The following is a 12650-nucleotide window of genomic DNA, read 5'->3' as shown; positions in this document are numbered from 1 at the left end:
ACAGCCGACCCGGCACGCAGGTTTTAAAATCAGTATTTTGCTTTCAGCCGCAGCCGCAAATCAGGGCCGATTTGCCGCACTTCGCTGAAGACGAATTCCGGTGCATTGGTCAGGTGTTCAAGGCCCGGCAAATGGCACAAACCGCGGCCATTATCACCCAACAGTTTTGGCGCGATATACAAAATGAGCTCATCGACCAGCCCGGCCTGCAACAAGGCACCGGCCAACTGCGCGCCCGCTTCGACCCAGATGGAATTCACCTGGCGTTTCGCCAGTTGCATCATCATCACCACCAGATCAACGCCACCGCCGTGTGCCGGGAAGGTCAGTTGCTCGACATCCTGCGGCCAAATTTGCTCATCCGGCTGCAGGCGCGCCAGCCAGGTTTGCCCCGGTTGTTGTACCACCCGATGCTGTGGGGTGACGCGATTTTGGCTATCCAGAATAATGCGCAACGGTTGACGCAGGTTTTCACGCGGGTAAATGCTTTGCGTTTCGGCGTCCAGTTCATCCCAGCGCACCGTCAGTGACGGATCGTCAGCCAATACGGTAGCACTGGTGCTGAGAATAGCGGCGCTTTGCGCTCGCAGACGCTGAACATCCTGACGTGCCTGTGGTGAAGTGATCCATTGGCTTTCGCCGGAAGCCATCGCCGTGCGGCCATCGAGTGAGGCGCCGAGCTTCAGTTGCACATAAGGGAAACCGGTGCGCATCCGTTTGAGGAAACCCAGGTTCACCGATTCAGCTTCGGCCAGCATCAAACCGTGGCGCACATCCAGCCCCGCCTGCTGCAGTTTATACAGGCCACGTCCGGCAACTTCCGGGTTGGGATCCTGCATCGCCGCCACCACACGGGCTACGCCGGCGGCGACCAACGCATCGGCACAGGGCGGCGTGCGGCCGTGGTGGCTACAGGGTTCCAGCGTGACATAAGCGGTGGCACCGCGCGCCTTTTCACCCGCCATGCGCAGCGCATGAACTTCCGCATGCGGTTCACCGGCGCGCAGATGGAAACCCTCGCCGACGATTTCGCCATCGCGCACGATAACGCAGCCGACATTGGGATTCGGTGCGGTAGTAAAACGCCCCAGTCGCGCCAGCTCAAAGGCGCGAGCCATATAAAACTCGTCGTTATGCATCAAAGCCCCTTTAGTCCTGCAGACGGGCGATCTCTTCGCCGAATTCGCGGATATCTTCAAAGCTGCGGTAAACCGAGGCAAAGCGAATATAGGCCACTTTATCCAACTTTTTCAGCGCGTCCATCACCAGGTTACCGACCAGTTTGGTCGGGACTTCACGCTCGCCGGTGGCGCGCAACTGGGATTTAATGTGGTTGATCGCGTTCTCCACGTCGTCGGAGCTGACCGGGCGTTTTTCCAACGCCTTCAGCATGCCGCGACGCAGCTTGTCTTCGTTGAATGGCTCACGCACTTCATCGCTTTTGATTACCCGTGGCATCACCAGTTCAGCCACTTCAAAGGTGGTGAAGCGTTCATTACAAACCAAACATTGGCGGCGACGGCGCACCTGCGAACCATCACCCACCAGGCGGGAATCAATGACTTTGGTATCAACGGCGGCGCAGAAAGGGCAATGCATAACACGTCCTGATAAACGTTTTCATAGTTAAGAACAGTTTACCCCGAAGTACGGTTACAACAAAGGCCGTCGGCTATTTGTTGCGGAGCGCCCCTATGAACGACGCCCCGGAAGGACAATGAACATGACTTTCCCCATCAGGCGGACTAAGCTGATAACAGGAGAAGTTGAATAGGAAATCCCCGCCATGACAACCCGTTACCCCAAGATTTTCCTGCTCAGCACACTGGTGCTGCTGGCAGGCTGCGCGCAAACTCGCGAAGTGCCCAAGCTGCGTAATCAGGTGGTTGAGCTAAATCAGCAATTAACCACCCTGACTAACCAGGCCACGGCGCTGGAACAGCAAAACCAGTTGAACAAGAACTCCACCAGCGGCGTCTATCTGCTGCCGGCAGCCAATAACGCCCCACGTTTGCAAAGCAGTCTCGGTGAACTGAGCGTGTCACTCAGCCACGTAAAAAGCGAGGCTAACGGCACCCAGGCCATGCTGCACGTTCGCACGCTATCGCAGGCCTCCCTGCCGGCGTTCAAGGCCATTGTCGAATGGGGCCAATTGGATGCGACCACCGGCAAACCACTGACGGCTGAAGCACTTTCGCAGCCGATCGTGAGCCAGGACTCATTGCTGCCCAAAACGGAATACAGTTTTGAGCTGCGTTTCAGCGGCCTGACACCGGATCAACTGGGCTATGTGCGACTGCACAGCGTAGAACCCACAACGGCAGCCGCCGCACAAAACTAACCAGGCCAGGCCCACGTTCCCCCCCCCTTAGAGAAAGTGGGCCACCTGCTTAACCCAGCCGTTGCAGCCTTGCCGGTAACCCCTGGCGCACCGACGCCCCACTGACCCAATCCAGCCAGCTATTGCTGATTTCTCTGGTCGGATCCGGCAACCCAAGGTCGTTTAAGTTGATTCCGGCGGCAATGCGCGCATCGGCAGCCAGTGGCTGACCATCCAGTAGGTGCGCACGCGCCCCCATTTCGCGATGGCCATAACCGTGCTCAATAGCAATCACACCCGGCATCACGCCGTCGAGCAAGCTGATCTGCGCCTCAACGCTGCCACCAGGGGTTTGCAACTGCACCCGATCGCCATGTTGTAGTCCATAACGCTCACCATCGGCCGGATTGAGCGCCACCAGGTTGACCGGTTTCACTGCACGCAGGCGATTGATCGGCGCCGTAGAGCTGCTCATCAGATGCGACTTGAACGACATCAAACGGAACGGCCATGCCTCTGGCGGATAGTGATCCCCAACATCGGAACCGTCGGCAAAACGCGACGGATAATAGGTCGGACAGCCGCTATAACGCTCTCCGGTCATGGCATGGCGATGGCGCGCCACCTCTTCATTCCAGATATTCAGCCCTTTTTTCCACTGCGGCCCGGTTTCATTGCCTCGCCAGGCCTGCTCATAAGGTGCAAAACGCCCACCCCGTGCCAGCATATAGCCGACCCGCAACCGTTCATCCGCTTTCAGCACCTTATCCAGAGCGGGTTGCAGGCGATCAACACCGGTCAGCCGCAGCTCGCTTTCCGTCGCTTCCGGCACCGGCTCGCCGGCAAAAGCCACGTTGGCCGCAGCTCGCAGATAATAATCTTCGGCATTGTGTAATCCAAAAGCATTACCCTGCGCATCTTGCAGGGCATCCTCACCAAACCCCGGCAGCCCCATAGCCTTCGATAAAGCAATAACAAAGCTTTCCAGCGCTACCGGCTGCCCATCGGCCGTAGTCGCGGTACGCGACGGGACAATCGGCCAGCGCGCAGTACTCGCCCGCACCATCACACCGGACCAGGGGGCGGTAAAACCCCAGCTTTCGAAGTTGTGAGTGTCCGGCACGATGTAATCCGCCAACGCACTGGTTTCGTTAATAAAGGCATCTATCGCGATAAACAGCGGCAGTTGCCAGGGATCTTTCAACCGGCTTTCGACCACCTCTCGCAGACCGGCAACCCCGTACAGCGGGTTACCCATATGGCTGATCCAGGCTTTTAGCGGATAGGGATATCCCATCAGCGCCGGGGCCAATTGCTCGGTGAACTGGCCCGCGACAAACGGGTACCAGGGGCCGCGCGCCGGGTAAGGTTTTTCACCCTGCTCAATCTTGCGGCGATATTCGTCCGATTGTTCGTACGCCTGTTTGCTACGCGACAGCACCAGCCCTTTCGGTTTCACCATGCCGGGAAATGTCTTCAGGTTATAGCGCGGCCCATCGGCAAACTCTTTGAACTTACCGCCACCGACCGAGACGCCGCCCTTAAGATTCAGGTTACCGATCAGCGCATTGAGCATCATCACCGCCCAACTGTTATAGAAACCGTTGCCGCTCATCATGCCGCCATGGGCGATCACCGCCGCTTGCCGCTGATAGGAAGTAAACTCTTTGGCTAACGCCGCAATGGTCTCGGCACTGACGCCACAACGAGTACTGTACTCAGCCAGCGTGAAGCGCTCAGCCGCCCGCTGCAGACAGAGAAAGCTCGAACGAACCTGGACCTGTGAACCGTCGGCCAGCCGCAGCTGTTGCTCCACCCGCAACGCGCCCTGTAGCGCCTGGTTAGCCGACACCGGTTCAGCCCGCTGCGTATCCCAGACCAAAGGCGGGCTTTCGGCCTCTCCGGTTGTACCGCCGTCCAAATGTACCTGGCGCAAAAACTGGCCGCACAACGGATGATCGTCATTCATCACCACCAGATGTGTGGCATTGGTCCAGCTCTTTTCACCGGCCGCCTGCATAGCCGTCTCGCCGGGCAGCGCCAGGTAGTCGGCGTTATAACGCTCCTGTTCGATGATCCAACGGATCATGCCCATCACCAGCGCGGAATCGGTGCCCGGTAACACCGGCACCCAACGGTTGTGATCGTTGGCCAGCGTAGTGGTCAACGGCAGCGCCGGTGCCACCACCACATACCGGAATTCATCACGCAGACGGGCGTTGGCCAACTGACGCCCCTGACGTTTAAATGGGTTGCCGGACTGTGCCGGCGAAGTGCCGAGGAACAAGCCAAAGCGCAAATTGTCCCAATCCGGTTTAACGTGCGCATTAGTTTCCAAATCCCCCATTAACGCCCCGGATCCCGCACGGTAAGCCAGCCCGCAATAAGCGCCGTGATGGCCGAAATTACGTGTCCCAAAGGCGTTTTGCGCAAAGCGTTTGATAAAAGCGTCCCGCCCTTCATCACCGGCATTAGTGACCAGTAACTGATTGGCCTTTGGCCCCAGCGAAGGTTGCTCAGGATCGAGCGGCGTTTCGAGATCGCGGATCGCCCGCAGCCCCTCAACCGGCCCCTCACCAAACAGATCGCCGCCCTCGACCACTTCATGGATCAACTGTTCAAAACTGATGCGTTGCCACTGCCCGCTGCCGCGTGGCCCTACCCGCTTCATCGGTTCCAGCACGCGATAAGGGCTGGTCAGCCCTTCCAGCAAGGTCGCTCCGCGGGCACAAGCCGTCGAGCGCTGCTCCAGGCCCTCGTCGCCCCCCAGGCGGTTGAGCGCGTCACTCACCGGCAAAGAATAGGGAAAATGATGGTCATGAGACAATGGATGATATGGGTTACCCGCCACGCGCAAAATCTGATTACTGTCGCGATCCACCCTGACCCGCAAGCCGCACAGCGTCCAGCAACCAAAACACTGGGTCATGGACACCGCCTGCTGCGGATTGGCCTGCCAACCTTCCGGGTGCCGATGGCCCTCTGTCGGCAGCGAGTTGGCGCTGATCCGGTCGAGCGTCAACTTGCCACTGCTGCCGTCACGCAGGCCGGTAAACACTTTCTGCACCATCTCGCTGTAACTGGCACCAAACACTGCCAATCCACCCAGGGCGAGCCCGCCTTTTAACCACTGACGCCGCGTTGACTTAGCCATAGTGTTTTTTCTCCATCAGCCCATGCTGTAATTCACGAATTCCAATAATTAAAGCTATCCATAAACCCAGGGTGCCCAGGATCGCCAACAGCCCTTCGCTACCGAGCGGTAACACATAGGGATTGGTCAATACGTTGAACTTGGGCAGCGTCTGAGTTTGCATCAGCAACATCCAGCGCACGCCCCAGCACAGCAGCAACGCCGCGGTAGATTGCACCAGTAGCCCTTTGGTGCCCAACGGCCGATGGCAGGTACGCCACGCCAGCGCCAACAGCAACAGGGTCAGGGCGACAAAGGCGATACCGGCCCACTGCCAGACCGCCCCCTGAGTCGAAAGCGAGCGCAACGCGACGGAAGAAGTGCTGCCATCCAGCCACCAGCCAAGACCGGAGAGGCACAACAGCAGCAGGCTGGCGGCCTGATAGCGAGCCAGACGCGGCTGCCATTGCGGCTCCTGGCGCAACCAACAGGCCAACAGCGGCGGGACGGCCTGCATGGCGGTAAGCAACAGCAGCCAGGGTAACCAAAGGCTGAACCACAGCGGCTGCGCCCGCAGCACCGAAACTTCGCGTCCGGTATAAAACAGGATACTGACCGCAGACAGTAAAGTGGCCAACGCTACCCAACTCAGCCATTTTTCTTCACGCCATGTCGGGCGCAACTGCAGCCAGCGCGCCCAGAACGGCAAGGTCTTCGCTCGCAACTGCCCACGCAGCAGCAGAACGAAATAGCTGACCACCAGCAGGGTAAACAGCGGTAAAAATAGCGAGCCGAGCGACATCCACGACCAGGGGGTAAAGTAGGCGTAGAAATGCCAGATGCGGGCGGGTTGATGTAAGTCCGCGCTTAGGGCCATCGGCGCTACGGTGCCGCTCACCACCGCCAGTGAGACGGCGGCCAGCTCCAGCCGGGATGTATGCTGCGAGTCGCGCCAGCGCAGCCAGACGGCAATCATGATGCTGCCGCATGCCAGGCCAATAAAGAAAAAATACTGCACCGCCCAGGGCAACCAGGCGATCTCCTGCGGGCGAGCCATAATTTCGCGGATCATGGATGCACCTCCTGCCACAGTGCCGGTTGTCCCCGGACGTGACTGACAAATGCCTCATCAAGCCCCAGATAGAACACCTGAGGATGTGTCCCCTGTTCGGGTTTCAGTACCTTGAGCTGTGCCTGATGCTCATCCAGAGCCCGCCTTAATGCACCTTGCCGATCGTTAAGATCGCCAATCATTCGCGCACCACCGACACAGGACTCGACGCAGGCGGGCAACAGCCCGGCATCCAGCCGATGCACGCAGAAAGTACACTTGTCGGCGGTCTGGGTTTCATGGTTGATAAACCTAGCCTCATAAGGGCAGGCCTGCACGCAATAGGCACAGCCGACGCAGCGGGTATTGTCGACAACCACAATGCCGTCCTGACGCTGGAAAGTCGCCTGCACCGGGCAGACCGGCACGCAAGGCGGATTGTCACAGTGGTTGCACAACCGTGGCAGCAGCACGTTGGTGGTCGAGTCCTGCCCCGTCAGGCTGACCTGATATTGCAGTACGCTGGTGCGAAATTGCCCCTGCGGTAGCCGGTTTTCCACCGCACAGCTAACGGTGCAGGCCTGACAGCCAATGCAGCGGCGCAGGTCAATCAACATCGCCATGCGCTTTTTGCTGTCACCTTCCCGCCGAGCCGGCTGCAACTGCCAGCCTGACTGCGCCAGCGGCACCAGAGCTGCGCCGGCAGTCAATGCACCGAGTCGTTGTAAAAACTGCCGTTTCCCACTGTCCATTGATTTCTCCCAATAAGTATCCGCCGGGGAACTGATACAAAGGAGTGTAAAAACAGCGACCGACCGCCAATATTGTGGTTTACCACATTCCCCACGGCGGCTTGATCCAGGACAATTCAACCCGGTGATGCAGATCATAAAAGTGGAGAAGAGGTGAAAAGAGCAGCGCTAATCTTGTTGCTGGGGGGTTGGTTAAACGCTTCCTGGGCGGGGCAATGGACCATCGCGGTGCTGGCGCTGCGCGGCGACGCGCATGCACTGGCCCAGTGGCAACCCTTGGTCGATCACCTTAATCGCCAGTTTCCCGGCGATCACTTCCAACTGTCGCCGCTAAGCCTGGCCGGTATGGATGAGGCGGTCCGTAATGAACGCGTGGACTTTTTGCTCACCAACCCGGCCCAATATGTCCAGTTGGATAACCGCTACCCGCTGCGCTGGCTGGTTTCGCTGCGTTCTTCCCAACAGCCGCAGCAGGCCTCAGGCAACGTGGTCGGCAGCGTCATACTGGTGCGCCACGACAGCCCAACCACTACGGCCAGCCAGTTAGTTGGTAAAAAGGTCGGTGCCGTCGCCGCGGACGCCTTTGGCGGCTACCTGCTGGGATATAAAGAACTGCTTGGCGCGGGCCTCGACCCGGAGAAAGACTTGCAACTGCATTTCAGCGGTTACCCGGCGGATGCCCTGCTTTATCAGCTGCGCGATCGGGCGCTGGATGCGGTGATTGTGCCGGTTTGCCTGCTGGAAAAAATGCAGGCAGAAAGGTTGCTGCAGGCCAGTGATTACCGCACCCTGTTGGCAAAACACAGTGGCCAGCCCTGCCTGACCAGCACCGAGCTGTATCCCAACTGGTCATTTGCCGCCCTGAACCACGTCCCGGATCGGCTGGCAGATGAGTTAACCCGCCAGTTACTGCAGATGAACGCTCCCGGCCTGCCGGTTTGGGGCGCCCCGGCGTCATCCCGCCAGGTTAATCAGCTACTGCGCGATTTGAATATCCACCCAAGCCAACGCTCACTCTGGCAGGAGGTGACCCTTTGGGCACAGCAACACCTGCTGTTGCTCGGTGGCATCTTCGGGGGGATGCTGTTGCTCGGCGCTAACCACCTGTGGATCGGCCATCTGGTGCGCCGTCGCGGACGCCAACTCGAACAGATGCATCAGACGCTGCGCGCCAGAGAAACCGCGCTGGCTCAGGCACAACGTCTCAGCACTCTGGGCGAAATGGCGTCCGGCTTTGCTCATGAGCTTAACCAGCCGCTGGCGGCGATCCGGCACTATGCGGAGGGCTGCCGTATTCGTCTTGAGCGCAGCGATCGACAGCACGAGTTGCTGCCGATCCTCGAACAAATTGGCCAGCAGGCGCAGCGTGGTGCGGAAAGCATTGTCAATTTGCGACGCTGGGCCAGCAAAACGCCGCACCATGAAAGCACACGCCCCCTGCTGTTGCGTCCGCTGGTGGAACACCTGATTAAACTGATGCAAATAGAACAACAGTATCCGCTGTGCCGCATGACCCTGGCCATCCCGGCCCAAAGCCAGTTGTATAGCCAGACGACGTTGTTGGAGCAAGTGCTCACTAATTTGCTGAGTAACAGCCTGCAAGCAGGTGCCCAACAAATCACTCTGCGGCTGGAAGTCGACCAACATCAGCAACGGTTGATCGTTGAGGACGACGGCGGCGGCCTGAACGCCGAGCAGCTGACGCTGCCGTTCGTCCCGTTTCGCAGCAGCAAACCGGAAGGCCTCGGCTTGGGGCTGGTGATCTGCCAGCGGTTGCTGAAGCACCAGGGCGGCGATCTGACACTGGAAAACTATTTTTCCGCTTCTCAACAGCAAGGGTTGCGCGTGACCCTGTACTTCCCCGTGATCCAACAGGAAACCTGCCATGGCGTTAATACATCTGGTCGATGACGATTTAGCCGTTACCGACGCCTGCCGCTTTTTACTCGAGGGGCTGAACTATCGGGTGCAGATCTGGCACGACAGCCAAAAGTTCGTCGACCAGGTCAGTCTTTATCAATGCGGTGTGGTGATGCTGGATATTCGTATGCCGGGCATGGACGGGCAACAGGTTCATCAACAACTGCGTCGGCAGGAAAGTACCCTGGCGGTGGTGATCGTCACCGGTCACGGTGATATTGCCATGGCCGTGACGGAGATGAAGCTGGGGGCCGTGGATTTCCTGCAAAAACCGATTGCCGCCGCGCCGCTGATCGAAGCGCTGGATCGCGGGATCGCCCATTCTCAAAACCGGTTGGAACGCCATCAGCTACAGCAGCGTTTCAGTGCGCTGACGCCGCGTGAGCGTGAAATAGCCCGCGCCGTGGCCGCCGGAATGACCAATAAACTGATCGCCGATCGTCACTTTATCGCGGTGCGTACCGTTGAAGTGCATCGGGCCAGAGTGATGGAAAAAATGCAGGCCGCCAGCCTGGCGGAGCTGGTGAATTCACTCAATCAACTGACGTTAACCGAACCCTCAGAGAGCGGGGTTAGTCGCCTGTAGGCAAAAAAATGCCGGTCGGGGTAAGCCGACCGGCATCGTATTTCAACTCACGGGCAAATCACGGCATAATCGAAGGCTGATCTGCGCCCTCTTTTTCCACTTTCTGCTGCAGCATGTGTTCGCGTTTCATACCCAGTTTCAACGCCAGCGCGGACGCCACGTAGATAGAGGATATGGTACCGATAGACACACCAATCAGCATAGCCAGAGAGAAGCCGTGCAGCATCGCGCCGCCGAAGATGTACAGCATCAGAACCACCATCAGGGTGGTACCGGAGGTCATCAAGGTACGGCTCAGCGTCTGGGTCAACGACACGTTCATGATTTCGTAAGGCGTGCCGCGGCGGATCTTGCGGAAGTTCTCACGAATACGGTCGGAAACCACGATGCTGTCGTTCAACGAGTAACCGATAACCGACATCAATGATGCGACGATAGTCAGGTCAATCTCGATATGGAACAACGACAGCACGCCCAGAGTGATGACCACGTCGTGCGCCAACGCGATAACCGCCCCCAGCGCCAGGCGCCATTCGAAGCGGAAACCGACGTAAATCAGAATACAGATCAGCGCTACCAGCAGCGCCATGCCGCCGTTTTGCGCCAGTTCGGTGCCCACGCTCGGGCCGACGAACTCAATCCTCTTCACCGTGGCGTTTTTATCGACCGAGTCGTTAATCACGCTGATGACTTTGTTACCCAGTTCCTGGCCTGCGGTGCCGATCGCCGGTGGCATACGCACCATCACGTCACGGCTGCTGCCAAAGTTCTGAATAATCGGGTCCTGGAACCCGGCTTTTTCCAGCGTATCGCGCATCAGATCGAGGTTGGCCGGTTGTTCCAGGCTGATTTCAATGACGGTACCGCCAGTGAAGTCCAGACCCCAGTTAAAACCACGCACCGACATAATGGCGATTGACGCGATCAGCAGCAACAGCGAGATGCCGAAGGCCACGTAATCCCAGCGCATAAAGTCATAGACTTTACGGCCGTAGTTGAGTTGTTCAACAGTATAATCCTGTGCCACAACGCACTCCTCAGATAGACAGCTTGTTAATGCGTTTGCCGCCGTAAAGCAGGTTGACGATGGCACGGGTACCGACAATCGCGGTGAACATGGACGTCGCCACACCGATTGCGGTGGTAATCGCAAAGCCTTTGATCGAACCGGTGCCCACTGCGTACAGAATAATCGCGGTGATCAGGGTGGTGATGTTGGCATCAACGATACTGGAGAACGCGCCTTTATAGCCTTCATGGATCGCCTGCTGAACGGAACGTCCGTTCTTCAGCTCTTCCTTGATACGTTCATTGATCAGTACGTTGGCGTCGACCGCCACCGCCAGCGTCAGCACGATACCGGCAATACCCGGCATGGTCAGCGTCGCCCCCGGCAACAGGGACATCACGCCGACAATCAGCACCAGGTTGGCGACCAGCGCCGTGGTAGCGATCATGCCGAACTTACGGTACCAAACCACCATAAACACGATGGATGCCACCAGGCCCCACAAGCAGGCTTCCAGACCTTGGGTGATATTCTGTTGCCCCAGGGTCGGACCGATTGTCCGCTCTTCCACGATCTGGATAGGCGCAATCAGCGCACCGGCGCGCAGCAGCAGCGAGAGCTGACGTGCTTCGTTCGGGTTGCCGATGCCGGTAATACGGAAGCTGTTGCCCAGACGCGACTGAATGTTCGCCACGTTGATCACTTCTTCCTGTTTCACCAGGACTGCACGGCCGTTAGCGTCTTTCTTGCCGCTGTCCTTGTACTCCACAAACAGGGTCGCCATCGGCTTGCCGATATTGTCCTTGGTGAAGTTGGACATCGCGGTACCGCCGGCACTGTCCAGCGAGATATTAACCTGAGGCTGGTTGTATTCGTCGGTACTGGAGGTGGAGTCGGTAATGTGGTCACCGGTCAGGATCACGCGCTTGTACAGCACAACCGGCTGGCCTTCGCGGGTGTCTTTTACTTCGGAATCACCCGGCACGCGGCCATTGGCTGCCGCAGTGGTATCCGCATTGGTGTTAACCAGACGGAATTCCAGCGTCGCGGTAGCACCCAGGATCTCTTTGGCACGTGCGGTATCCTGAATACCTGGCAGTTCGACCACGATGCGGTCAGAACCCTGGCGTTGTACCAGCGGTTCGGCAACGCCGAGCTGGTTAACACGGTTACGCAGGATAGTGATGTTCTGCTGCACCGCATACTCACGCGCTTCGCTCAGGCGGGCATCCGTCAGGTTGGCTTTCAGGGTGTTGGTGCCGTTGGCAGAGAACACCATGTCACGTTGGCGTGGGCCAAGGTAGCTGATGGCCTGATCGCGGGCAGCATCGTCACGGAAACGCACTTCCACGCCGTTGTTGTCCAGCTTGCGGATAGACGCATAAGGAATGCCCTTTTCACGCAGCTCGCTGCGCAGGGTGTCCATGGTCTGTTCCTGCAGCTTGCTCAGCGCAGTGTCCATGTCCACTTCCATCAGGAAGTGCACGCCACCGCGCAGGTCCAGACCGAGTTTCATCGGTTCGGCGCCCAGCATGGCCAACCAGGCCGGCGTGGCCGGGGCCAGGTTCAGCGCCACCACGAACTTGTCGCCCAGCTCCGCCATTAAGGCTTCACGCGCGCGCAGCTGAATATCAGGATTGCTAAAGCGAGCCAGGATGGCGCCATTTTCCAGCGCAATCGACTTGCTCGCGATCTTGTCTTTTTCTAATACGGTACGGACTTGGTCCAGCGTAGTTTCACTGGCGGCGACACCGCGCGCGCCAGTGATCTGTACAGCCGGATCCTCACCATAGAGGTTGGGAAGCGCATAAAGCAGACCGATGATGATCACTACGATCAGCATCAGATACTTCCACAAAGGATAACGGTTTAGCACGGC

10 protein-coding genes are annotated in these 12650 nt (G+C 58.4%); 3 read left to right on the top strand and 7 right to left on the bottom strand.

Annotated features, from left to right (window positions below; genetic code table 11):
• Positions 1-29: 29 nt before the first annotated feature.
• Together ribD and nrdR are read right to left on the bottom strand one after the other, a co-directional pair.
• Positions 30-1139 carry a bifunctional diaminohydroxyphosphoribosylaminopyrimidine deaminase/5-amino-6-(5-phosphoribosylamino)uracil reductase RibD gene (ribD, locus tag SERS4_RS0105945; protein WP_017891826.1) on the bottom strand — a complete coding sequence of 370 codons (1110 nt, stop codon included), beginning with the start codon at positions 1137-1139 and terminating at the stop codon, positions 30-32.
• Between the two features lie 10 nt (positions 1140-1149).
• On the bottom strand, positions 1150-1599 hold the full coding sequence (gene nrdR / locus SERS4_RS0105940) for a transcriptional regulator NrdR (RefSeq protein ID WP_004949256.1): 450 nt from the start codon (positions 1597-1599) through the stop codon (positions 1150-1152).
• Between the two features lie 187 nt (positions 1600-1786).
• Between nrdR and SERS4_RS0105935 the strand changes: the two genes are divergently transcribed.
• Positions 1787-2341, top strand: coding sequence for a DUF3251 domain-containing protein (locus SERS4_RS0105935; protein ID WP_012005511.1), 555 nt, complete (start codon positions 1787-1789; stop codon positions 2339-2341).
• Positions 2342-2390: 49 nt separating this feature from the next.
• On the opposite strand, the gene ttrA is transcribed toward SERS4_RS0105935, so the two are convergent.
• Genes ttrA through ttrB form a run of 3 tightly spaced genes read right to left on the bottom strand, consistent with a single transcriptional unit; the run spans position 2391 to position 7256 of the window.
• The gene (ttrA, locus tag SERS4_RS0105930) at positions 2391-5474 is read right to left on the bottom strand and encodes a tetrathionate reductase subunit TtrA (RefSeq protein ID WP_017891825.1); all 3084 of its coding nucleotides are present in this window, start codon (positions 5472-5474) and stop codon (positions 2391-2393) included.
• The gene (gene ttrC / locus SERS4_RS0105925) at positions 5467-6525 is read right to left on the bottom strand and encodes a tetrathionate reductase subunit TtrC (protein ID WP_017891824.1); all 1059 of its coding nucleotides are present in this window, start codon (positions 6523-6525) and stop codon (positions 5467-5469) included. Before ttrC ends, ttrA begins: the two co-directional genes overlap by 8 nt.
• Positions 6522-7256, bottom strand: a complete 735-nt coding sequence (gene ttrB, locus SERS4_RS0105920) for a tetrathionate reductase subunit TtrB (protein WP_017891823.1) — start codon at positions 7254-7256, stop codon at positions 6522-6524. The genes ttrC and ttrB overlap by 4 nt, the downstream gene beginning before the upstream one ends.
• A gap of 153 nt (positions 7257-7409) precedes the next feature.
• Between ttrB and ttrS the strand changes: the two genes are divergently transcribed.
• Positions 7410-9167 (top strand): tetrathionate respiration histidine kinase TtrS, encoded by a 1758-nt coding sequence (gene ttrS, locus SERS4_RS0105915; RefSeq protein ID WP_026142233.1) that lies wholly within the window; start codon positions 7410-7412, stop codon positions 9165-9167.
• Positions 9142-9762, top strand: coding sequence for a tetrathionate respiration response regulator TtrR (gene ttrR, locus SERS4_RS0105910; protein ID WP_017891821.1), 621 nt, complete (start codon positions 9142-9144; stop codon positions 9760-9762). Before ttrS ends, ttrR begins: the two co-directional genes overlap by 26 nt.
• 58 nt (positions 9763-9820) lie before the next feature.
• Here the strand turns inward: ttrR and secF are convergent, their stop codons facing one another.
• Both secF and secD read right to left on the bottom strand, forming a co-directional pair.
• A complete protein-coding gene (gene secF / locus SERS4_RS0105905) occupies positions 9821-10789 on the bottom strand; it encodes a protein translocase subunit SecF (RefSeq protein ID WP_012005505.1) in 969 nt (322 codons plus the stop codon).
• 10 nt (positions 10790-10799) lie between these two features.
• Positions 10800-12647 (bottom strand): protein translocase subunit SecD, encoded by a 1848-nt coding sequence (gene secD / locus SERS4_RS0105900; protein WP_026142232.1) that lies wholly within the window; start codon positions 12645-12647, stop codon positions 10800-10802.
• Positions 12648-12650: the final 3 nt, after the last annotated feature.

This window comes from Serratia sp. S4 (assembly GCF_000347995.1).
Lineage (GTDB): Bacteria > Pseudomonadota > Gammaproteobacteria > Enterobacterales > Enterobacteriaceae > Serratia > Serratia quinivorans.
Note: the sequence above shows the minus strand (reverse complement) of the source record. Positions and strands in the feature narration are given on the sequence as shown.

What these genes read in the sequence shown, in the direction of transcription:
- SERS4_RS0105935 (WP_012005511.1), top strand. Translation starts at nt 1,787, where the DNA reads ATGACAACCCGTTACCCCAAGATTTTCCTGCTCAGCACACTGGTGCTG.
- ttrB (WP_017891823.1), bottom strand. Translation starts at nt 7,256, where the DNA reads ATGGACAGTGGGAAACGGCAGTTTTTACAACGACTCGGTGCATTGACT.
- ttrC (WP_017891824.1), bottom strand. Translation starts at nt 6,525, where the DNA reads ATGATCCGCGAAATTATGGCTCGCCCGCAGGAGATCGCCTGGTTGCCC.
- ttrA (WP_017891825.1), bottom strand. Translation starts at nt 5,474, where the DNA reads ATGGCTAAGTCAACGCGGCGTCAGTGGTTAAAAGGCGGGCTCGCCCTG.
- ttrR (WP_017891821.1), top strand. Translation starts at nt 9,142, where the DNA reads ATGGCGTTAATACATCTGGTCGATGACGATTTAGCCGTTACCGACGCC.
- nrdR (WP_004949256.1), bottom strand. Translation starts at nt 1,599, where the DNA reads ATGCATTGCCCTTTCTGCGCCGCCGTTGATACCAAAGTCATTGATTCC.
- ribD (WP_017891826.1), bottom strand. Translation starts at nt 1,139, where the DNA reads ATGCATAACGACGAGTTTTATATGGCTCGCGCCTTTGAGCTGGCGCGA.